The following is a 24,866-nucleotide window of genomic DNA, read 5'->3' as shown; positions in this document are numbered from 1 at the left end:
GACACGGATCGGAGGATTTGACGTATGTCGAACAAACTTGTATTGATTGATGGCAACAGTGTGATTTACCGGGCATTTTTTGCACTGCCGCTGTTAAATAACGAAAAAGGTGTCTATACCAATGCCGTGTATGGTTTTACGAATATGCTTCTAAAAATATTGGAGGACGAACAGCCGACTCACTTGCTTGTCGCTTTCGATGCTGGAAAAACCACATTTCGTCATGAAACCTATAAGGAATATAAAGGAGGACGTCAAAAGACACCACCGGAGCTGTCGGAACAAATTCCACTTCTGAAAGAAGTCTTGGATGCATTTCACGTAGCTCACTATCAGCTTCAACTATATGAAGCGGACGACATTATCGGTACACTCTCAAACCAGGCCCAGGAAAAAGGATGGGATATCACGGTCATTTCCGGAGACAGAGATCTGCTTCAGCTTGTATCGGAGCATGTCACCGTTCATTTAACCAAAAAAGGAATCAGTGACGTTGAACCGTATACCCCTGCTTTTATGAAAGAAAAAATGGACATTACCCCACATCAACTTATCGACCTTAAGGCATTGATGGGGGATAATTCGGACAATATCCCAGGTGTTCCTGGTATTGGTGAGAAAACAGCCACCAAACTTCTGAAACAATTTCATTCAGTCGATAACGTGTATGACCGGCTGGATGAGGTGAGCGGTGCCAAATTAAAAGAAAAATTGGATGATTATAAAGAAGAAGCTTTTATGAGCAAACAGCTTGTCACCATCGATCAATATTCCCCCATTGACGTGACGATAGATGATATTGCGTATAGTGGCTATGCGCAGGCGGATGTCCGAGCCATCTTTAAGGACTTGGGATTCCAGTCGCTTTTGAGCCGGATAAATAGTGAGCAGGCGGTTGAAGAAGACGACGAACAAACAGAACTCCGCGCTATTTCTTACGTGATTGCTGATGATGTTACTGAAGACATGCTTGGCGATAAATCGGCGCTGGTACTGGAGATGCTTGAAGACAATTACCATTATGCTGAGATAGAAGGCATCGGGATTGTGAATGCGACAAATGCTTTTTTTATTCCTACACAAACTGCTTTGAATTCCCATTTGTTTCAGACATGGGTCGAGGACAGCAGCAAACAGAAAATTGTTTTTGATGCTAAAAAAACGTTGGTTGCTTTACTAAACCGAGGCATTCACATCCAGGGAATTGTCTTTGATATGTTGCTGACGTCTTACTTGCTTAATCCCGCTGATAACAATCATGATATTCCAACCATTGCCCGTCGGTTGGGGGAAACCGATGTATTATTTGACGAAGAAGTGTACGGGAAAGGCGCCAAAATGAACGTACCTGAACAGGCTGAATTAAGCGACCATATCGTTCGTAAAGCGAGCCTTCTTTTCCGGTTAAAAGAGGATATGGAAACGCAGCTGAAAGACAATGAACAATATGAATTATTAAAGACACTGGAGTTGCCCCTTGCTCTTATTTTGGGTGAAATGGAATATACCGGAGTGTTAGTCGACACCGAACGCCTGCGGGAAATGGACAACAGTCTGAAGGAGCGTTTGCAGGATCTTGAAGAAGACATTCATCATTTGGCTGGTGAAGAATTCAATCTCAATTCACCAAAACAGCTCGGTCCGATTTTGTTTGAAAAGTTAGGGTTACCAGTCATTAAAAAGACGAAGACCGGCTACTCGACCGCCGCTGACGTTCTGGAGCAGCTGCAGCATGAGCATGACATTATTCCGAAACTCTTGCTGTACAGACAGCTCAGTAAGCTGCAGTCTACCTATCTGACTGGATTGCTACGGGTGGTGGATGCGAACACTCAAAAAATCCATACCCGTTTCAATCAGGCACTGACTCAGACCGGTCGGTTAAGCTCGATTGATCCCAATTTGCAAAACATTCCCATCCGGCTGGAGGAAGGACGCAAAATACGTCAGGCGTTTATTCCTTCCCAAACGGACTGGATCATGTTTGCAGCAGACTATTCGCAAATCGAACTGCGTGTTCTAGCGCATATAGCAAACGACAGTAAATTGGTAGAGGCATTCAGGAATAACTTGGATATCCACACCAGGACGGCCATGGACGTGTTTCACGTTGATAAAGATAATGTAACAGACAATATGCGTCGTCAGGCTAAGGCAGTCAACTTCGGGATTGTATATGGCATTAGTGATTTCGGTTTATCCCAAAGTCTTGGGATTACACGCAAAGAAGCGAAGCAGTTCATTGATCGTTATTTTGAAAGTTATCCGGATGTTAAACGATATATGGATGATATTGTTCAACAAGCCAAACATCAAGGATATGTGACGACGTTGATGAAACGAAGACGTTATTTGCCGGATATCACAAGCAGGAATTTCAACCGGCGTTCTTTTGCCGAGCGGACGGCTATGAATACCCCTGTCCAAGGAAGTGCTGCCGATATTATTAAAAGAGCCATGATCGATTTGAATCACACATTAAAAGATGAAAACATGCACGCACGTATGCTTTTGCAAGTGCACGACGAATTAATTCTTGAAGCACCGAAAGAAGAAATTGACTCTCTGAAGACAATGGTACCAGCTGTCATGGAATCCACCGTAGATTTGGATGTACCATTGGAAGTTGAATACGAATATGGCGACAGTTGGTTTGATGCCAAATAAGGGGAAGATAACATGCCGGAACTGCCCGAAGTTGAAACCATCAAAGAAACATTAAAACAGCTTTGTATTCATAAAACGATTGCTGACGTAACTGTTCATTGGTCTAATATCGTTAAGTGTCCGGATGATACCGATCAGTTTAAGTATCAGCTCATTGGGCAGACCATCCGGGATATCACCCGGAAAGGTAAATTTCTTCTATTTCAGCTGGACGATGTGGTGCTAGTCTCCCATTTGCGGATGGAAGGCAAATTCGGTGTTCACCCTGCACATAAACCGGTTCCCAAGCATACCCATGTCATTTTTGCGTTTAACAATGGGGAGGAGCTGCGTTATAACGACGTGCGCAAATTTGGAACGATGCATCTATTTGCTAAAGGGGATGAATGGGGCCATAAGCCGCTGAACCAATTGGGGCCGGATCCGTTCGATGCAACATTCACACCGGAATATCTGTATCAGCGGCTGAAAAAAACGGAAAGAGTTGTAAAAACGGTATTGTTGGATCAAACGGTTGTTGCCGGTCTCGGCAATATTTATGTTGATGAAACATTGTTTAAAGCCAATATCCACCCGTTGCATAAAGCGAACAAACTAAAGAAAAAGGAATCAAAAGCCATCTGGGAAGCGTCTATAGCAACATTGCGGGAGGCTGTTGATCAAGGTGGAACGACTATTCGCTCCTATGTTAATTCACAGGGGGATATAGGAATGTTTCAACAGCGTTTGTTTGTATATGGCCGGGATGGTGACCCTTGCAAAATGTGCGGCAGGGCAATCGTCAAAATGAAAATCGGTGACCGCGGGACACACGTTTGTGTTTCCTGCCAAAAAATGAAATGAGGGGCTTACAAATGACGTTGACAGTCGGACTTACCGGTAGTATTGCCAGTGGCAAGAGCACTGTTTCGTTAATGTTTGACGATTTCGGTATTCCAGTTATTGATGCAGATAAATTATCCAGAGATGTTGTGATGCCTGGAGAAAAAGCGTATGATCAGATTGTGGAAACATTCGGGGAGAGAATTCTCCGGAAAGACCAAACCATTAACCGCGACGAATTAGGCGCGATTGTTTTTGCTGATGAAGAAAAACGCCAACAGTTAAATCGTATGGTGCATCCCGCTGTACGAGAAAAAATGCTTGAAAAAAGAGATGTTGAAATCGCATCGGGGGCAACATGTGTTGTTTTGGATATCCCATTGTTGTTTGAAAGCAAATTGACTCATTATGTGGATAAGACCGTTGTTGTCTATGTTGATGAGCACGTACAATTAAACCGTCTTATGGAACGTGACGGTTATTCTGAAAAAGAGGCGTATCAGCGAATACATTCCCAAATGCCGGTCAGCGAAAAAGCAGCGTTGGCCGATGCTGTTATTGATAATAACAAAACGAAACAAGCATCCTTCGAGCAGATGGAAGCATTGCTTCAATCATGGGAAATCATATAATCCATGTAAATGAATTCGAAAAAAGTTGTCACATTCACCCTTAATTATGTTATACTATTTAATATAAAGCACTGATAAGTATAACATAATAGGAGGATCGTACATGAATAAGACCCGGATTGCAATTAATGGTTTTGGCCGCATCGGACGAATGGTTTTCCGTCAAGCGGTAACGGATGATAAATTAGAGGTTGTGGCAATAAATGCAAACTACCCTCCTGAAACGTTAGCACATCTTATTAAATATGACAGCGTTCATGGTATTTTTGGCAGGGAAGTGAAAGCGCTTGACGACAGCCTTGAGATAGACGGAAAAGACATCGCTATCGTCCATTCGCGTGAACCTGAAAAACTCCCATGGAACGATTATAATATTGATATTGTGATCGAAGCGACGGGCAAATTTAAAACAAAAGAAGACGCAGGCCGTCACATTCAAGCAGGTGCACAAAAAGTTGTTATTACTGCGCCTGGGAAAGACATTGATAAAACCATTGTTATGGGTGTTAATGATGATATGTATGACCCTGAAACCGATGATGTTATTTCCAACGCATCGTGTACAACGAACTGTCTTGCTCCAGTTGTCAAGGTTCTGGATGAAAACTTAACCATTATCAATGGGCTTATGACGACGGTTCATTCATTCACGAACGATCAAAAGAATCTGGATAACCCTCACAAGGACTTGCGCCGTGCCCGTGGTTGCACACAATCAATTATACCGACATCCACTGGTGCAGCGAAAGCACTTGGAGACGTCATGCCGCATTTAAATGGGAAAATCCACGGCTCAGCACTGCGGGTTCCAACACCAAACGTATCACTTGTTGATTTGGTTATGGATGTGGAAGAATCCGTCTCAGAAGAAATGGTTAATGATTTGTTCCGGAACGCCTCGAAGAATGGAATGAATGGCATTATCCAATACAGCGATGAACCACTCGTTTCCATTGATTACACGACGACGGAGTATTCTGCCATCATTGATGGTTTGTCAACCATGATTATGGATGACCGTAAAATAAAAATATTGGCTTGGTATGATAATGAATGGGGTTATTCCAGACGGGTGACGGACCTTGCCAGACATGTCGGAAGCCACATTTGTCATGATCAAATGGAAGTTAGCCGCTGATAATGGACTTCATAGTAGATTGACTGCTTTTATGAAAGAGCGTGTCAATCTTTTTTATTGGATCAATAATCAGTGTGAAATAAAAAACGACGTTTCACTTTATTTACTTCAACCATGATCATCATGTTATAATATAGTAATATAATAGAGAATCAAAACAATTGATCATAATATATATTTGAATGGTGTTATACGAAACGAATGTGACTGCTTATGAAGGTTCGTAGCAGTCTGCTCAACGATGATAGGAGTCAAACAACATGCGATGCTCAAACTGCCAGAACAAAAATACAAAAGTGTTGGATTCAAGGCCAATTGAAGAAGGACAGTCCATTCGACGGCGTAGGGAATGTGAACGGTGCGGATATCGGTTTACCACGTTTGAGCGTATTGAAGAGGTACCGCTTATTATTGTGAAAAAGGATGGCACCAGACAGGAATACAGCCGTGAAAAAGTGATACGTGGGCTTATTAAAGCATGCGAAAAACGACCGGTTCCGCTTGAATCCATTGAAGAAATAGCCCTGGAAGTTGAAAAAGAACTGCGCGACGAAGGCATTTCAGAAGTGGAAAGCAATGAAGTGGGTGAAATGGTTATGACGCAGCTCTCAACCATTGATGAAGTGGCATATGTTCGCTTTGCTTCCGTTTACAGACAATTTAAGGATATCTCTGTTTTTTTGGACGAATTAAAAGATCTTATCAAAACGGACAGAGAACAAAATAATCAATAACAACAGGGAATACGGTTAATATAGGGAAAGGGTTTGTGCCATGTATGATATTGGAAAAATAGTACCCATTGATGGGTATCGGGTGATACTCGAGAAAGAATTGCCGGCCGATTTTTCAAATGCACTGACCCATTTATACCAGCCGCTTATCGGCATCAGGGCAATGGCATTATATATGACGCTGTTAAATGACATCGAAATGCATCTGGATTCAACAGTGCAGACGCATCATACATTGATGAATTATATGAATATGCCGCTGGATGACCTTTACCGGGCAAGATTAAAACTAGAAGGAATTGGTTTATTAAAAACATTCCAGGAACAGATGGACGACTATAACACGTATACGTATGAGCTACACCCACCGTTTGCTCCGTCCCGATTTTTTGCAGATGATATGCTTGCGCAACTCTTGTATCATCACATCGGACAAGCCAAATTTGACAAGTTGAAAGATCATTATGTCAAACGTCCGTATAATAATAAGGGTGTTAATATGACAGCTTCGTTTCACGATGTTTTTCAAACCATTACTCCGGACAGTAAGACGCAGGGATCGGAACCGGACGCGTTAAATGAAGAGTCATCTGATTGGGTTGGAGAACCGGACTTTTCATGGATGGAACAAATGCTGCAACAACGTATGATTCCGAAAGATCAAGTGTTGACCCAGTCGAACCGGCAATTGATTGCACAAATGATGAGTGTGTATGATTTACCGGACTATGAGGTGGAAAAAGCTGTGCTATGGGCGCTGACTGAAGACAACAAACTTAATCGCAGCGAATTCAAAGACGCATGCCATGATTTGTTCAAAAATCATCAGGGAACTGTCAGGCTGACGGAAAAACAACCGGACACCACCTCCGCTGAAACGGTACAACAATTTGAAACAAAAGAGGATCAGTTAATTGCGGAATTGGAACGGATAACGCCGAAACAGCTTCTTGAGGATTTATCTAATGGGGGTCAGGCCTCTAGTCAAGATCTGAAAGTGATCCGGGAGGTGATGACAACTCAAGGATTGCCGTCTCCGGTCATGAATGTATTAATCCATTATGTATTGCTTCAATCCAACATGAAATTGTCCAAAGCCTATATGGAAACGATCGCCAGCCACTGGTCACGTGCGAATTTGCAGACAGCAAAAGAAGCCATGCGCTTTGCAAAACATGAAAAAATGCAACATCAGGAACGTAAGAACAGAAAAAAATCCGGGCGGAAATCAACATCCAATGATGTGGTCCCCGACTGGTTCACCGAAAGGAAAAAGAAACAGCAAGATACCGGATCGGAAACTGTCCAGCAGCATACCACTTCTGACGACGAGTGGCATGAAACAGAGCAGCTGTTGAAAAAGTTTTCCGGAAAAAGGAATAGTCAATCATAAGGATGATTCACATGAAGCCAGTACAATCCGAACTAAAAAAATGGATGCAGCAAAATAAAAACTTTAAGGAAAATTATCAGCGTGTGCGGGAGGAAGTGCTCAATAACCCGGAGATACAGACATTTTTGTCACAAAACTCCCAGCTCACACAGCAGGCAGTGGATAAACATCTTATTAAGCTTCATGAATATAAGACACAGTCCAAGCAGTGTGACAAATGTGCTTCATTTGGGCAGTGTGTGAACATGCTGCAAGGGTATTCCCCGGTTCTTCAAGCGGAAAACGGTGACATCAATCTAGTATATGAAAAATGTCATAATAGGATCGATATGGAAAAACAGTGGGAACAGCAACGCTTAATTCAAAGTCTGTACATGCCAAAAGAAATATTGAACGCGACGATAAGTGATATTGACCATGATGCGGAGCGCGGAGAAGGTATTCGTCAGTTGCTTCTATTTCTTAATAAAATCAGCGATGAATTGCCGGCAAAGGGCATTTATTTTCACGGCGCATTCGGGGTTGGTAAAACATATATGATGGGGGCACTAGCTAACGCGTTGAAAGAGTATAACTTATCATCCATGCTCATTTATATGCCTGAATTGGTACGGGAAATGAAAAGCTCTATTAAAGATGACTCAATCAATGAAAAAATCAGCTACTTTAAAGAGGCTGATGTGCTCATGCTTGATGATATCGGAGCTGAAACTCAGTCACCCTGGTTCCGGGATGAAATACTAGGCTCGATTCTGCAATACCGAATGATGGAAAATAAACCCGTGTTTTTTACCTCCAACTACAGTTTGAGTCAGCTTGAACAACAAATGGAAACGACGAACCGCGGCGGCAATGAAACGGTGAAAGCGGGACGGATTATCGAACGGATTAAGCAGGTTAGTATGGACGTCAAACTTGCCGGTAAAAACCGACGTGATCAATAACACGCCTTTACAACCCCTCCTTGATCATTTGGACAATACTCGTTACTAGTTTTCATGGATTATACATGATTCTGTAGTGATGTCCATATAATGTAACAGTTTGGTCTTGGATGAGGGTGATGTATTTGCTTGAAGTGTATTTTGAATCGGATAAAGAAGCCATCCGTTTTTGTGAGTATCTTTTTCAAATCAACAAAAAGATTGAACTTCACTGGAAAAACAATAGGGAATGGGGGAATCATTTACAGCTGGATTATCAAGTTCCCGGCAGTGATCTGATGGAAACAATCGCCGAGGCAATGGTCGGTGTGTTTGTATCGCACCGGCTGACGGCTATGCTCAACGGCATCATCAAAGATTATTATTATTATACAGATATGGATGAAACCGAACGTATCATGGATTTGTCCTACCGTATTGTCACGGGAGATATTGACGATGATCAGATCATAAGAAATAACAAGGATCCATGTCGACTGCTTTATGCGCTTTTTTTTGCCAACATTAAAAACTCCGGAGCGGTTCACTTTGATTCCATTGTCAACTTTCAATCAAAAATGTTTAAAGATCAGTTGGCTGATTATGTGGGACTTGCCATAGATGAATTTAAACGTGAAGAAGATCACCAAGCGTTTATTGACATGCTGCGTCACCATATCGGAAAATGCCATTCAATGTACCATGAAGTCCACGTTCTCCAGGGTGAGCCATTTTCATTTTACAAGCCGGAAGGAAAACGGTTTTCAACGATGGAATTACGGACTATCATGCAAAAGAAGCCGCTTTATATGGTCGGTCTTGATGAAAATGAATGGAATCTGGCGCCACTCATTGCCATGTGTCCCGATACGATCAATATCTACGGAGACAGCCCGTCGGATGCCAAAACAATGTCCATTATTAATATCTTTCAGGAGCGGGTCAAATTTCAACCAATGAGCCGTTTTCCATTTCCATATTCATTAACGTAAACATAATATAGAACTTGATTTAAGCCGGAATGGACGCTATAATATAATCAATAATGATGTTACCCCCAATAAAAAGTGACGATAAGGACACGATCATTTGCCTCCGGCAGCAAAGAGAAGGAGGTCATTGGCTGGAAGCTTCCACTGACCGGATAAATGATCACCCCCTTTGAACTCTGTTGTGGAACCTATGCAGTAAACAGCAGCGTGTGATCTGCGTTAATGATCAATGAGCCGTAATATTTATTGCGGAAAATAGGGTGGAACCACGTGACGTGAGCGCTCGTCCCTTTGCTTCAATGATGCAGAGGGACGGGTGCTTTTTTACGTGTGATGCATGATACTCATGAGAAATGGAAGGAGTATGAACGATGGAACAAGTAATGATTACGTTTCCGGACGGAACGACAAAACCGTTTCCGGCAGGGACAACAGGAGAGGATATCGCCGCTTCTATTTCACCGGGATTGAAAAAACAAGCCCTTGCCATTAAATTGGACGATACGTTAATGGATCTCCGGCGGGAATTGCCCCATGGTGGCACAATTGCGATTGTTACCTATGGGGATAGAGAAGGAGTGGACATCTTGCGCCACTCTACTGCACATCTGTTGGCACAGGCTGTCACTAGACTGTACGGCAATGTTAACTTCGGTGTCGGACCGGTGATTGAAGAAGGTTTTTACTACGATATGGATATGGACCATTCTGTGACGCCGGAAGACTTGCCTAAGATTGAAAAAGAAATGAAAAAGATTATCGACGAAAGCTTGGAAATAGAACGTGTGGAAGTTACACGCAACGAGGCTAAGGAAATGTTTCGGAAGATTGGCGATGAATTAAAAATAGAGCTTATTGACGATATTCCGGAAGATGAACAGGTAACCATTTATCAACAGGGAGAGTTTTTTGACCTGTGTCGCGGTGTTCATGTTCCATCCACAAGCAAAATAAAAGCATTCAAGCTGTTGAGTGTATCCGGGGCTTATTGGCGTGGGGACAGCAATAACAAACAGCTGCAGCGCATTTATGGCACCGCCTTTGAAAAGAAGGGGCAACTTGACGAGCATCTGCGTATTCTAGAAGAACGAAAAGAACGCGATCACCGCAAGCTTGGCAAGGAACTAGAAATATTTGACGTTTCTCAAAAAGTCGGACAAGGCCTGCCGCTGTGGCTGCCAAAAGGAGCGACCATTCGTCGCACGATTGAACGATACATTGTTGATCTGGAAGAACGCTTGGGCTATGATCATGTGTATACTCCGGTACTTGGCAGTGTCGACCTTTACAAAACAAGCGGTCATTGGGATCATTACCAGGACGATATGTTCCCGGCAATGGAAATGGATAACGAAGATTTGGTGTTGCGACCGATGAACTGCCCGCATCACATGATGGTTTACAAAAATCAACTTTGGAGTTATCGTAATCTTCCACTGCGAATTGCCGAACTTGGCACCATGCACCGCTATGAAATGTCCGGCGCACTGGCCGGGCTGCAGCGGGTTCGTGCTATGACTCTGAATGACGCACATATCTTTGCCCGTCCCGATCAACTGAAGGATGAATTTGTTCGGGTAGTAGAGCTTATGCAAAAAGTATACAATGATTTTGGAATTAATGATTACTATTTCCGCCTATCCTATCGCGATCCAGAAGATAAAGAGAAATATATTGACAACGATGACATGTGGGATAAAGCACAAGCCATGCTTAAGGAAACGATGGAAGAAATGAATGTTGACTATATCGAAGCAGTAGGAGAGGCCGCTTTTTATGGACCGAAACTTGATGTGCAAGTAAAAACAGCGCTGGGCAAAGATGAAACCCTGTCCACCGTTCAACTGGATTACCAGTTGCCGGAACGGTTTGACTTGACTTATATCGGGGAAGACGGCAACCAACATCGCCCCGTTGTCATTCATCGCGGTGTTGTATCCACCATGGAACGTTTTGTGGCATTTTTGATTGAGGAATACAAGGGAGCATTCCCGACATGGCTGGCACCTGTTCAGGTAAAAGTCATTCCGGTCGCCCCTCAGGCTCATTTGGATTATGCGTCAAAAGTTGCTGATCAATTGCGATACCAAGGTGTTCGCGTTGCAGTTGATGAACGTGATGAGAAGATTGGTTATAAGATCAGAGAAGCGCAGACGCAAAAAGTTCCATTTTCATTAGTGATAGGGGATAATGAAATCGATAATGACGCCGTAAACGTGCGTCGATATGGAGAGAACGATTCGAAGACATTACCATATGAGGACTTTGAACGATTGATTAAAAAAGAGATTGATCAAAAGGCACTTTACAAACAATAATAGACTGTTTCTTATTGTAGTGAAATGGGCGGTTTCTAAGATCTTCTGTTACGTAAACGTGCAGTTATTCTTGAAAAAACAGGCATTCAGATTTAATATATAATGACATAATTTTGTATGCCTGTCCCTGCCTATTTTCACACCTTGATTTAAGCACATGCCGAACTCAAAACATTACGACATCACGGCTTTCCGGTTATTGTGCGATTAAGACGTATCACCTGTATGAAAATACGTATGTAACGCATATAAAGGCAATTATAAAATACTAGCCGGAAAGGAAAGTGAACCTATGGCGAAAGTCAAAGCTGGCATAGTTGGCCCGGAAGATACCGCGAATGTCATCATGAATATATTGAAAGAATTTGAAGAAAGCATCGAACCGTCATTATTCACGTACACAACGGCGGAAGAAACCGTAGAGATTGTGGAAAAGAATCAATACATGGTTGATATGTGGTTGTTTTCAGGATTAACCCCTTATTCCCATGCAAAAAAAAGTAGCGTCCAACAACCTTTTTTCTACCTCGAATTAAATGGCACAAGCTTGACGAGTGTACTGGCTAAAATGCACTATCATGATCATCACGACATTAGCCGTGTAAGCATTGATATGATAAGACAGCGTGATGTTTATGAGGCGTATGATGACTTGCACCTTTCTGTTAATGATATATTTTTTCACGAATACCCAGGATATACAAATTTGGATGAAGTTTTAAACTTTCATCAACAATTATATAATGAAAACAAAGTAAATGTTTGTATGACTTGTTTACGTTATGTTTATGAAGAACTAAAAAAACAGAATATACCGGTCTATCGGGTGACACCGACAAAATCAAATATACGCTCGACGATAGAAACGTCTCTTCAACGGTGGGAAACCATGCAATTTAAACATTCGCAAATTGCGGTCATGCTTGTAAGAACGGGAAATATGGATAGTGGCCAAGACAAACATATTATATCTTATGATTCTCATCGTTTAAATTTGCAGCTTCAATCGGCCATTGTTGATTACGCAGAAGCGATTACCGGCTCGTTTGTCTCATTGGGAATTGGAGAATTTATCGTTTTTTCAACGAGAGGGTCAATCGAACAACACGTGTCCGAAGATTATACGCTTTTGGAGCGACTCGCTTTGATAACCGATCATCCTTCCCATATAGGAATAGGCTACGGAGATACAGCATTAACGGCTGAAGCCAATGCTCGTTTAGCAGTCTATCATGCACAAAACTATGATGAATTCTGTGCTTTTCTGGTTGATCATAATGGAACGATAGAAGGGCCTTTGCAAGAGAGGGAAAGTATTACGTATGGGTATCGTACCGATGATCAGGAAATGAACGAAAAGTTGGAAAATGCTGGTGTTAGTATCATGACATATAAAAAAATGTTATCCGTGCAAAGAAACAGTGGTAACCACAGTTTAACAGCTTTGATTGTATCGGAATGGTTAAAAATGACCGAACGTAATGCCCGGCGTATTTTGAATAGTTTAGTGAACCATGATCTGGCAGAAATTATTGGGAAAGAAACAGCGCAGGCAGGACGTCCAAGACAAATATATCGGATTCGTATCGACACTTAAATGTGTTGCATGAAAGGTACGCTAATCCAGGGGGAACAGTTATGAAAGTACGGGCTGGTATAGTGGGAGCTGATAACTCGGTGAAACGAGTCAGTCATCTGTCTGAATCAGAAGATGGGTTAATCATCATTCCACTTCCTTATCAACATAGTCAAGAGACAGTTGATATAATAAGACGATATGAACATACGGTTGACATTTGGGTGTTTACAGGGATTGTTCCTTATTTGCATGCTGTAAATCATGGCACAAGCCGTCTTTCCTTTTATTTAAAACTTGATTATTCGAGTCTTAAGCAGACGATGCTTGAAATGAGTTATCACCATAAAATGCCTCTGGAAAACGTTAGCTTTGATACCATCACTAAGGACTCGGTAACAAGTGTATATGAAGAATTAAACCTTCCAACCAATCAAATTTTTATCAAAGAATTATCCCACGACGTGAGAGGAATCAATGACATCATTCGTTTTCACGAAAATCTGTATAACAATGATGATGTGAACAGTTGTGTTACAAGTATCAAATCCGTTTATGATTCATTAACAGAAAAAAAGATTCCTGTCTTTAGAATCACACCATCCAAACAAACAATTAAGGAAACATTAACGTCTGCTTCGTTACACTTTCAAACACAGCAATTTAAAAAGTCACAAATCGCTATTATGTACATAAGCTTAGCAGACGATCGGGAGTATTGGTCTTCTCAAATTGATGTTGATAGTTACGACGCTTATCGGTTAAACCTGAGGATAAAAAAAGAAATACTGAATTATTCCGAATCGGTATCCGGAATTTATTATGCTGTGAACATGAATCAATTTATCATCTTTTCAACTAGGGAAAGTTTTCAAAACCCTGGAAAAATGGGGCGTCCTCTTCTTCAAACTATTACTGACATAACACATGCCATGGTCTTTATTGGCATCGGGTACGGCGATACAGCAAGTCATGCTAATCATAAAGCGGCGTTAGCCCTGCAATACGCAGAAGATCATCAGGCATCGTGTATTTTTTTGGGAGATGAAACAAATACGGTGGAAGGCCCCTTGGAAAAAAATCAATCCATTTCTTTCAGTTTTCACACCGATGACCCAAAGGTGATGGAAAAATTGAAGAAAAGTGGTGTGTCCGTGTCTTCTTATAATAAAATCATTTCTGTTCAGAAACAAAGCAAAGAACAAAGTGTAACGGCGTCTCAGCTTGCCACGTGGTTAAACATGACGCAACGCAATGCCAGACGGATATTAAATGGTCTTTTAAATGAAGGTCTTGCTGAGATAGCGGGAGAAGAAGTGCCGACTTCCAAAGGACGACCCAGAAAAATATATAGAATCCTGTGAGAGACATGCCAGTCTATAAATCAATGAATATATAAGTTTAAAATAATCAAAATATTATTGACAGTCTTAATGAGGGAATGTATACTTTTTTTAAGAACATTTAAGGATAATGTCTTTAATGAATTTGGGCCTTTAAAAAGGAGGGAGACTGGGGAACAGATATTTTAAAAACATTGTTATGTATGCGTTTACATTTGTGTTGGATACTAAAAACCGATTTTGGAACGAATTCAGCTAACAGACGAATATTAGTAAAAGAGATTGAAAGTGAGGTGTTGTTGAACGATGAGACCTTTAAAAGCGCTGATGATTATCCTTATCTTGGATATACTGATGTTGGTGGTTCCATTTCTTGCAGGATCCAGTATAACTGTGTTTCATTTACCTCTTAATGTATTTGTGCTATGGGTTTTATATTTAAGTGTTATCCCTACTGTATGGATTTTAATCCATAAAGTTAAAACTTAAAAAAGATAGTCTCGTTGATTAAAAAAGTATTTTTATGCAGGGGGATCACAGATGAATTCAATTATAGTCATTGTTATTCTTTATTTAGCAGCCATGATTTTCATTGGTTTTCTTTACAGAAACAAAGCATCAAAAGATGGGGAAAATTTTTTGGTTGCAGATAGAAGTATGGGACCACGACTTGGAGGTGGCGCACTAGCGTCTACGTATGCCAGTACGTCGAGCTTTCTTGGAACGTTGGGAGCCATGTACGCTTTCGGAGTAGCATTTGGTTTATGGCAAAATGCAGGTGTTATCATAGGGTTTGCATTGGCCACTATATTTATTGCTCCTAAATTTAGAAGTTATGGTGCCCTTAGTTTTTCGCAATTTTTTGAGATGCGCTATAATAAGAAAGTTCGTTTTGTAAGTGCGATTGTCACGATTGTCGCCATGTTTGTTTATATACTAGCGCAATTACAGGGCGGAGCATATGCGGTACAATATGTATTAGGAATCGATTATTGGATAGGAGTTCTTGTCATCGGTGCTGTTTTCATTACGTATGTGGTCATGGGAGGCAGCCACTCATCCATCATGGCGAGTTTTATACAGTTTATAATGATGGCGGTGTCAATGATTACCGTAGCTATCGTTGTGTTGAATGCAGAACCTTGGGGCAGCTCCACGGCACAAGCTCTTCAGAATAAGCCATTAGTATTTGATTTAAAAGGTGAAGAAGGGCTGTTATATGCAATCAGTTGTTTTATCATGATGACGTTGGGAGCCATGAGTGCTCCGTATGTCTATCTCATGTACATGTTTTCAAAATCTAACAAATCAGCACAAACGACTTCTGCATTAGCTACAACATACTTGAGTATATTTTATTTTGTCCTTTTGATTGTTGGGGTTTATATAATAGCTAATTTTCCGAATTTGGATAACCCGGATATGGGGTATTTCCATACACTTGACTTGCTTCCAACAATTGTAGCTGGAATTTTTGTAGCTGCTGTTTTAGCGGCTGCTATGTCCTCAACCGATGCGATGCTGCTCAATGCTACCTCGGCTATTACGAATGATATTTACAGTATTATTGCAGGGAAACATTTGTCTAGTGATGTTGTTGTTTTTGTCAATCGAATTGTCGCGGTGATCATTGGTGTTATTGCTGTTTTAGTAACGTTGAATCCACCTGATTTGATTTTGCTCGTAATGGCCTTGGCGCAATCCTTGATGATCGGAGCATTTTTGGTTCCGCTCGTCCTTGGTTTATGGTGGGAAAAAGCCACATCCCAGGGTGCGCTTGCAGGCATGATTGGCGGTTTTGCGGTGACGGTTATCGCACAGATTGTTCCTATGCCCACTCCTTTTATCGGAGGCCCTTTGGGAGCGATCACGTCACTGATTCTTATGGTAATTATCAGTATGAGAGATTCGCAAAATAAGGTCGGGTATGACAGCCAGACGATTAATCAATCGCAATAATATCGTTATGTTTCAAGTAATAATAATTCTTTTCTTACCTTATTTTTGAATCAGTGTTTCGATTAAATATGCATTAAAATGATGGTTTATTGGGGAGATTTCCTTTCTATGAATACAGTTGACGCATAATAGTCATAGAACAAGGATCTCCTTTTTTAGTTACGCTCCAACTATTGATTTGGTGTAAATAACTTTACACATTTGACGCTATCTTTCAAATTAAAAAAATAGTAGAAATAATATTGAAAGTTACACTTCTCCGCTGTATAATGCTGATAACAGAATAAATAAGGATATTTTCCGTTAATGGGCATATAGAAAGGAGATAACAACCTACGTCGTTGATTAATGTCATGAAGAATCGTAATATGTGAAGAGGAAGAAGTATATGGAGGTGGAAGGTTGAAAACGGGTTATATTTTTGACGAAAGCTATTTTTGGCATGATACAGGAAGCGGCACACTTTATTTAGCGTCAGGCGGATATTTGGAAAAGGATGAGTTTATTGAAGCTCCATCGACAAAACGCAGAGTGAATAATTTATTGGAAAGATCCAGATTTATGGATGAATTGGTGAACCTACGTCCGCGTTCTGCAACCAGAAGCGACATAGAATCCTGTCACACAGGTGCATACATCGATAAAGTGCATCATTTAAGCGATACAACAGGTGGCGATGCAGGGGATCACGCCATTGTAGGCAAAGGTTCGTATGAAATTGCATTGCTTTCCGCAGGAGGTGCGATGACGGCAGTTGATGCGGTAATGGAAGGACGTACGGAAAATGTGTATGCGCTTACCAGGCCGCCTGGTCATCATGCAGAAGCCGACTTCGGTATGGGTTTTTGTATTTTTAACAATGTAGCTATCGCTGCAAAGTATGCCAGAAAACACTATGGGTTAAATAGAGTATTGGTTTTAGATTGGGATGTGCATCACGGAAATGGTATTGAAAAAGCATTTTATAACGATCCGAGCACATTATATGTCTCCATACACCAGCATTTAAGTTTCCCAGAAGGCTCCGGTTATGCAGAAAATATTGGCGAAGAAGAAGGAGAAGGGTACAACGTTAACATACCTTTACCGCCAGGAACAGGAAATGCCGGTTACTTAACGGTTTTAGATTCTATTGTTCAACCATTGGCAGAGGAGTTCCAACCGGAGTTAATACTCGTCGCCGCTGGACAAGATCCAAGTATGTTTGATCCTTTGGGCCGGATGACCGTTACAGCAGAAGGGTTTGGAAAAATGACTACTAAAATGAAAACGATTGCTGAAAATGTGTGTGGTGGAAAATTGGCTGTATGTCATGAAGGCGGATACAGTAATGGATATGTTCCATTTTGCACACTCAGGGTGATAGAAGCGTTGAAAGAAAAGAGAAGCGACGTTGAAGACCCATTTGCGCCAGGAGAAAACGGTTATCCTGATAAAGTCTACCCGAATCAGCAAGAAGCGATCGACGACGTTATCAAAATTCAATCGGTATTTTGGAAAAGTCTAGTACGGCAAGAAGTTAGATAGTAGAACAAAACATACCAGTGTAATAACCCCCCTTCGTTTTGTTCATTTATTAGGAAAACATAACGCTTTTCTAATAGAAACAAAGGGGGACTCTCGTATAATTCCGGTTCGCAATTATTTCATGCTAATTAAGACCGTTCGAATGGAAATCAAGAGATATAGCTAAAAGGTATCCGATAAATGGAGGCGTTTACAATTTCGGGCAATACGAATACATCAATTGAAAGTAAAAGTTATGAGTATATACCATTGGAGCAAAGAGAGGGCAGTCCAAAGCAATTCTTTTTCACTTGGTTTGCTGCTAGCACGGTCTCAACAACGCTTGTAACTGGTGCATTGGCAATTATTGTAGGCTTAAATTTTTGGTGGGGAAGTCTTGCATTAATTCTTGGAAATGGAGTTGGAGCGGGCATCATGGCCGCACACTCTGCACAGGGTCCAAAGACAGGTACGCCACAAATGATACAAAGTAGGGTGCAGTTTGGCTATTTCGGTGTCATTCTTCCCATGGTTATTGCATTTATTATGTACTTGGGCTATGGGTCTGTAAATACCGTATTAGTAGGGCAGGGTATTAATGAAACATTAGGAATAAATCTTAATCTAGTTATTATTTTCAGTATAATTCCTATGGTGTTGTTAGCTATATATGGTCAAGGAATAATTGAACGATCAATGAAATTATATACCATTTTCTTTGCCGCTGTATTTATCGTCCTAAGTATACTTGTTATTAGCCAACTGTCAATGAAGTTATTAAATGAAGGAAGTTTTTCTTTCGCTCAATTTTTACTAGTAGTTTCCACTGGAATCACGTGGCAGCTGACCTATGGACCTTATGTTTCAGATCATTCAAGATATATGCATCCGGATAACGCAAAAAAGACATTTTTATATACTTATTTGGGAAGTTATATCAGCTCCACATGGTTAATGATTTTGGGTGCAGCGATTGCAACAATGACGATTAATGGAGAAGTCATGTCACAGATAAAAGATTTAGGGTTTGGTATCGGGCCTATTATAGCCTTTCTATTATCACTCGGCCTAATAGTGGTTAATTCGTTAAACATTTATGGTGCGGGGATTATTGCATTATCAATTGTCAGTAATTTTGTTAACTTCAAAACTACCATCAGGCTAAGGACTATTACATCTTCTGTAATAGGTTTATTGGTGGTGATGACTTCTTTATTTGGAGCTAATAATTTCATGGCTAATTTCCAAGTATATTTAGGCTTTATTTTGTTCTTCATCATTCCTTGGAGCGTCATTACATTAACTGATTTTTACATCTTAAAAAACACCAATTACGATCCTAGAGAATTAATGAAGAAAAATGGAATATTTGGAAAGATCAACATAAAGACCGTTTCAGTTTATATTGTAACGATAATATGTCAAATCCCTTTTATAAATACTGAAATTTATCAAGGGCCTATCTCCGAAGCATTCGAAGGACTGGATTTAGCTTGGCTGGTAGGAATCATTATGTCGTTCTTTTTGTATTATGCAGTTTCAAGAACAAGTAATACCCTAACATTTACCCAACAATCAGGAGATAAAGAAATGCAACGAGGAGGCTGATTAATGAGTAAACAAATGAAACGAACGGTGGGGTTATGGGGAGGTATTGCAACAGCAGTTGGAATTGTCGTTAGTTCAAGTGCCATGGTCTCTCTGGGAGAAGGATTTGGCTTAGGTGGATCCGGTTTTATTATCGCAATTGGGCTTGCGCTCATATTGAATCTTTTTGTAGCGTTATCGTTTTCTGAACTATCGGGCATCGTTCCCCGTGCAGGCGGACTCAATCATTACACACTTCCCGCAATGGGGCCATTAGTTGGAAATATTGCGGTTATTAGTGGCTATGTGCTGGTCACTGTTTTTTCCGGAAGCGCGGAGGCCGCTATTATCGGTAATGTGTTCACAGATGTGTTTTCCTTGAATGTTAGTCCACTTATTATATCGTTGTTAGCGGTGGCACTCTTAGGCTTCACAAATTTATTCGGAGTAAAAGTTTTCAGTTCCATTCAAGTAGTTCTGACAACTTTCTTAATTTCTTCTACTATTATTTTAGGAATCATTGCCATAACTGGGTCTGGGACCGGTGAAACAGTTTCAACAAATCTTGAATTTAACCCCATGGGTTGGAGTGTGTTAAGTTTAACAGCGCTTGCGTTTTGGCTTTTTGTAGGAGTGGAATTTGTAACGCCGCTTGCTGAAGAAATAAAAAGACCGAATATGTTCATTCCATTATCCATGGTGTTGGGATTGGTTATTATTTTCATAGCGCATACTCTTTTTGGTTTTGGGGCAATTAAATATGCTCCGTTGGATAATCTGGCTGAATCAGGATCGCCGCATGTCGTTGCAGCAGAAGCCATTCTTGGCCAAACAGGATACTTCTGGATGGGAATTGTTACAGTCCTGGCCACAACGAGCACATTAAACACATTGATTAATGCTATTGCGCGAATGATTTACGACATGGGTAGAGAAGGTCAAATGCCTAAAGTGTTTGGAAAGCTTAACCGATGGGGGACTCCATCAGCAGCTATTCTTTTCATGTCGTTTCTGTTTGTGTTTTTTCTAATAATCGGGTTTACTGAAGGAACATCCATCACCACATTTATATTGGCGGGTAGTTTATGTTGGATGATTGCCTACATTATCGCACATTTGAATGTCATTATTTTGCGTTTTAGGTATCCGGCGGCAAAAAGAGGATTTAAATCACCGTTCGGTGTAACATTCCAAATAATAGGTATAGTGGGGCTAATTTACATTATTTTTAATATTTCATCAGACCCAAGTCAAGCCGCTGATGTTTACAAATATTCGTTGATATTTCTGGGATTATCCGTCATTTACTCATATATATGGGTGAAATACGTAATGAAAAGACCTGTTTTTCAGCCGGTTCCGTTGGATGAACTAACCAACCATCGACAGCATTCAACTGAAGAACATTCCATAGACGATAAAGAAGATATAAGTAATGTATAAATGTCTCAGAAAAGATTATATACTGTTGACAAAAATTTAAATATTTATTAAAGTTAAAAATAGAGAATTTTTCTTTAAAGGTTCTTTAACCTTCATTAAAGATACATTATGGTGGTTCAGTGAATGAATAACCAAATTATACGATGTGCGGACAATTGGATGAAGGCGTTGAGACTTATTTGTATAAAGGAATATTTAAGGATTTTTTCCTTAATAGGTATACTGACACTTAAACGTGAGTGAATCAGGAAAGAAATTAGTTGATTTTGTTAATTGTAAAATGAAAGGGGGAGATTATAAAGAAGCTGTTATGTATACGTTTCCCTTAAACTCATCGTCAGTCCAAGGTAGACTGCATATGATTGAGTACACTTGAACCAATCAAAAACTCAAGGAGGTTATTATAATGAGTGATCTTTCACAAGGAATTTCAAAAGAACAAGAAATAGCTGAACTGGATAAAAAATATTATATACATCCAACAACTGTACCTAAAACATTTGTAGAGCAAGGTCCAAAGCTGGTTTTTGCTGAAGGCAATGGTATGAACGTAAAAGATGTAAACGGAGATACTTACATTGACGGCGTATCAATGCTCTGGAATGTTAATTTAGGTCATGGCAATCAAGAACTTGCTAAAGCTGCTTATGATCAAATGACCAATATTGCTTATAGTTCATCTTTCTATGGCTTTTCGAATGAACGGGCTGTTCGATTAGCTGAAAAAATCGTATCTCTTGCTCCGGGGGATTTAAATGCTGTTTATTTCACTTCAGGTGGTTCCGAAGCAAATGAAACCGCTTTTAAACTGGCAAGATTCTATTGGAGCCTAAAGGGACAAGATAAGAAGAGAAAAATTATTTCGGTTTCAAATGGCTATCATGGTGCAACTTCAGCTGCCGGAACAGCGACAGGGATCGATGCCTTTCATAGTTTCGCAGGATCAGAAGACACTAATATATTAAATGCGAAAGCCCATCTTACAAACTGTGAGGCCGGGGATAGAAATGATCCAAATTACGAAGGAAGTATACGTGATATCATTGAAAAGGAAGGTCCTGAAAATGTTGCGGCTGTCATAGTCGAGCCTGTTCAAGGTGCAGGTGGCATTCATATCTCACCCGACGGTTATTTGAAAGCTGTCAGAGATTTGTGTGATGAACATAACGTGCTGCTCATTTCTGATGAGGTTATTTGCGGATTCGGACGAACAGGAAAAATGTTCGGTGTGGATAACTGGGATGTTGTTCCTGATTTTATGAGCCTGGCAAAAGGCATTACGAGTGGGTATACACAATTGGGTGGCGTCCTGATGAGTCAAGAAATAAGAGATACCTTGGTGGAATACGATAAGATTCTTGGGCATGGATTTACGTATAGCGGCCATCCGACAGCATGTGCCATAGGTTTGAAAAATCTTGAGATTCTTGAACGAGATGGCCTTGTTCAAAATGCAAAGAATATGGAAGTTGAAATGAAAAGAGGCTTTGAATATTTAGAGGATAAACACCCACATGTTACAAAAACAAGAGCGCTTGGTTTGCTTGCCGGATTTGAATTACAACAAGATCCAAGTACAAATACGCCGTTTGATGACTCGGTAGGTGCTGCTGGTATTGTTGACGATGAATGCTTCAAACGCAATTTAATTTTACGTACAGCTGATTTTGAAAAAGGCGTGAATATTCTCGCTATTGCACCGCCATTAATCGTAAATAAGGAAGATATAGATAAAATCTTTAATATTATAGATGAAGCTCTGACAGCGTTTGAAAAGAAAATAAAGTAAAATGTGTCAGCTACAACTAACAGTTGATAAACAAGAGTTTTAACTTTTGTTTATCAACTTACATGAGTACAAAGGAGGAAACATAATGGAAACAAAAACAACTGAATTATACCCTAAGGTAAATAAGTTTTTGAATGATAAGAAGAAACTATATATAAATGGAGAATTTGTTGATTCCGACTCTAAATCAACTTTCAACACGCTTGACCCTGCTACTGGAGATGTTTTAGCTAAAGTAAGTGAGGCTGGTCAATCGGATATAGATAAAGCCGTAAATGCAGCCAGAAAAGCCTTTGAAGAAGGAGCCTGGCCAAAAATGAGTGCAGCTGAAAGAGGAAAATTAATGTTCCGATTGGCAGATCTCATGGAAGAGCATATTGATGAAATAGCTCAACTAGATACATTGGATAATGGTAAACCAATTAATGAAACACGTTATGTGGACATTCCCAATGCGATTGAACAGTTCCGTTATTTTGGTGGATGGACGACAAAACTTTTTGGTCAAACGATACCTATTTCCAATTCCTATTTTAATTATACTTACCATGAACCGGTAGGCGTGGCTGGACAAATTATACCGTGGAATTTTCCTGCTATGATGGCGGCTTGGAAGATCGCGCCTGCCTTAGCTACTGGGTGTACCGTTGTATTGAAACCAGCTGAACAGACACCACTCTCTGTTCTGTATCTTGCAGAACTTATCGAAGAAGCAGGATTTCCTCCAGGTGTTGTTAATTTTGTTCCTGGTTTCGGAGAGTCTGCTGGCGAAGAACTTGTGAAACATCCGGAGGTTAATAAAATAGCGTTTACAGGGTCCACAGCTATTGGAAAAAGGATCATGAAAATAGCAGCTGACACAATGAAACGAGTTACTTTGGAATTGGGAGGAAAATCTCCAAACGTTGTCCTTCCCGATGCAGATTTATCAAAGGCAACACCAGGTGTTTTCTCAGGAATAATGGCTAACCAAGGAGAAATTTGCAGCGCAGGATCAAGAGTTTATATTCCGAAAAATAACTTTGATAATGTTGTGTCCGATCTTGTTTCCTATGCTAAAAATGTTAAGCAAGGTAATGGATTAGATAGAGATACGGAGATGGGACCGCTTGTTTCAAAAGAACAACAGGATCGCGTCGTTAGTTATCTTGATAAAGGAAAGAACGAAGGCGCCGAAATTTTAGCTGGTGGGAACCATACTGATAAAGGTTATTTTGTTGAGCCAACCGTCTTCACCGATGTAGAAGACAAAATGTCGATTGCGCAAGAGGAAATTTTTGGACCAGTTGTTGTTGCAATGCCGTATGATAATATAGATGAAATTATTAATCGGGCAAATGATTCACCATATGGGCTTGCTGCTGGTGTGTGGACCGAGAATCTTAAAAATGCACATTATGTTGCAAGTAAATTAAAGGCTGGATCAGTATGGGTGAATTGTTATAGTGTCATCGATCCAGCTTCTCCGTTTGGCGGGTATAAACAGTCAGGATTTGGACGTGAAATGGGATCTTATGCCTTACAGAATTATACGGAAGTTAAAAATGTTTGGATTAATATGGATTAAGTTGTTTGATTAAATGTTAAATTTATATATCTAACGAAAACACTGCTTCCTGGGCTTTTTTCAGGTCTTTAGTGACTTGGCCTGGCTCGGGAAGCTATTAAAGGCATTCTGGGTCAATGCGGTGCTTAGTAGCACAACGTTCTCATTTTTTAAAAATTAAAATGGATAAGAGTCTGATATTTCAATAATTATATAGAGGGAGGAAACAGATTGACAGACATGAAATATTCAGAGAAAGCAGGGTTAGTATGACAACACCAAACATTAACATCGATGCACGTTTGGAGTATGATTTTTTAGGATCAAAGGAAGTGCCTGTTGATGCATACTACGGCATTCAGACATTGCGCGCAACAGAAAACTTTCCCATTACAGGGTATCATGTTCATGAAGAATTAATTAAAGCGATAGCGATTGTTAAAAAAGCTTCTGCCTTGGCAAATATGGAAGCGTCACGATTGGATCCGTCCAAAGGCA

General features: G+C 40.4%; 17 protein-coding genes and 1 pseudogene. All 18 read left to right on the top strand.

What is annotated here, in order from left to right:
• Positions 1–24: 24 nt before the first annotated feature.
• Complete coding sequence (polA, locus tag ABDZ72_RS01125; RefSeq protein ID WP_343750608.1) at positions 25–2,667, top strand: DNA polymerase I; 2,643 nt, start codon at positions 25–27, stop codon at positions 2,665–2,667.
• Positions 2,668–2,679: 12 nt separating this feature from the next.
• Positions 2,680–3,510, top strand: a complete 831-nt coding sequence (mutM, locus tag ABDZ72_RS01120; RefSeq protein WP_343750607.1) for a DNA-formamidopyrimidine glycosylase — start codon at positions 2,680–2,682, stop codon at positions 3,508–3,510.
• Between the two features lie 11 nt (positions 3,511–3,521).
• On the top strand, positions 3,522–4,121 hold the full coding sequence (gene coaE, locus ABDZ72_RS01115; RefSeq protein WP_343750606.1) for a dephospho-CoA kinase: 600 nt from the start codon (positions 3,522–3,524) through the stop codon (positions 4,119–4,121).
• A gap of 103 nt (positions 4,122–4,224) precedes the next feature.
• On the top strand, positions 4,225–5,259 hold the full coding sequence (locus ABDZ72_RS01110) for a glyceraldehyde-3-phosphate dehydrogenase (protein WP_343750605.1): 1,035 nt from the start codon (positions 4,225–4,227) through the stop codon (positions 5,257–5,259).
• A 260-nt stretch (positions 5,260–5,519) separates the two neighbouring features.
• Entirely contained in the window at positions 5,520–5,993 is a 474-nt protein-coding gene (gene nrdR, locus ABDZ72_RS01105; RefSeq protein ID WP_343750604.1) for a transcriptional regulator NrdR, read from the top strand.
• Positions 5,994–6,033: 40 nt separating this feature from the next.
• Complete coding sequence (locus tag ABDZ72_RS01100) at positions 6,034–7,386, top strand: replication initiation and membrane attachment family protein (protein WP_343750603.1); 1,353 nt, start codon at positions 6,034–6,036, stop codon at positions 7,384–7,386.
• Positions 7,387–7,397: 11 nt separating this feature from the next.
• Complete coding sequence (gene dnaI / locus ABDZ72_RS01095) at positions 7,398–8,330, top strand: primosomal protein DnaI (RefSeq protein WP_343750602.1); 933 nt, start codon at positions 7,398–7,400, stop codon at positions 8,328–8,330.
• A 119-nt stretch (positions 8,331–8,449) separates the two neighbouring features.
• The gene (gene ytxC, locus ABDZ72_RS01090) at positions 8,450–9,301 is read left to right on the top strand and encodes a sporulation protein YtxC (protein WP_343750600.1); all 852 of its coding nucleotides are present in this window, start codon (positions 8,450–8,452) and stop codon (positions 9,299–9,301) included.
• A gap of 371 nt (positions 9,302–9,672) precedes the next feature.
• A complete protein-coding gene (gene thrS / locus ABDZ72_RS01085) occupies positions 9,673–11,619 on the top strand; it encodes a threonine--tRNA ligase (protein WP_343750599.1) in 1,947 nt (648 codons plus the stop codon).
• A gap of 292 nt (positions 11,620–11,911) precedes the next feature.
• Positions 11,912–13,216 (top strand): hypothetical protein, encoded by a 1,305-nt coding sequence (locus ABDZ72_RS01080; RefSeq protein WP_343750598.1) that lies wholly within the window; start codon positions 11,912–11,914, stop codon positions 13,214–13,216.
• A 41-nt stretch (positions 13,217–13,257) separates the two neighbouring features.
• Positions 13,258–14,559, top strand: coding sequence for a helix-turn-helix domain-containing protein (locus ABDZ72_RS01075; RefSeq protein WP_343750597.1), 1,302 nt, complete (start codon positions 13,258–13,260; stop codon positions 14,557–14,559).
• A 519-nt stretch (positions 14,560–15,078) separates the two neighbouring features.
• A complete protein-coding gene (locus ABDZ72_RS01070) occupies positions 15,079–16,497 on the top strand; it encodes a sodium:solute symporter family protein (protein ID WP_343750596.1) in 1,419 nt (472 codons plus the stop codon).
• A gap of 402 nt (positions 16,498–16,899) precedes the next feature.
• Positions 16,900–18,024 (top strand): class II histone deacetylase, encoded by a 1,125-nt coding sequence (locus tag ABDZ72_RS01065; RefSeq protein WP_343750595.1) that lies wholly within the window; start codon positions 16,900–16,902, stop codon positions 18,022–18,024.
• Between the two features lie 180 nt (positions 18,025–18,204).
• Positions 18,205–19,611 (top strand): purine-cytosine permease family protein, encoded by a 1,407-nt coding sequence (locus ABDZ72_RS01060; RefSeq protein ID WP_343750594.1) that lies wholly within the window; start codon positions 18,205–18,207, stop codon positions 19,609–19,611.
• Between the two features lie 3 nt (positions 19,612–19,614).
• Positions 19,615–21,033: an APC family permease gene (locus ABDZ72_RS01055; protein ID WP_343750592.1), complete on the top strand. Its 1,419-nt coding sequence runs from the start codon at positions 19,615–19,617 to the stop codon at positions 21,031–21,033.
• A gap of 406 nt (positions 21,034–21,439) precedes the next feature.
• Positions 21,440–22,822, top strand: coding sequence for an aminotransferase family protein (locus tag ABDZ72_RS01050; RefSeq protein ID WP_343750591.1), 1,383 nt, complete (start codon positions 21,440–21,442; stop codon positions 22,820–22,822).
• Positions 22,823–22,907: 85 nt separating this feature from the next.
• Positions 22,908–24,389 carry an aldehyde dehydrogenase family protein gene (locus ABDZ72_RS01045; RefSeq protein ID WP_343750590.1) on the top strand — a complete coding sequence of 494 codons (1,482 nt, stop codon included), beginning with the start codon at positions 22,908–22,910 and terminating at the stop codon, positions 24,387–24,389.
• Between the two features lie 248 nt (positions 24,390–24,637).
• A pseudogene (gene aspA, locus ABDZ72_RS01040) lies at positions 24,638–24,866 on the top strand (aspartate ammonia-lyase); the annotation flags it as partial.

The organism is Lentibacillus halophilus, assembly GCF_039522485.1.
Taxonomy (GTDB): domain Bacteria; phylum Bacillota; class Bacilli; order Bacillales; family Amphibacillaceae; genus Lentibacillus; species Lentibacillus halophilus.
The sequence above is the reverse complement of the archived record's forward strand: the minus strand, read 5'-3'. Positions and strand labels throughout refer to the sequence as shown.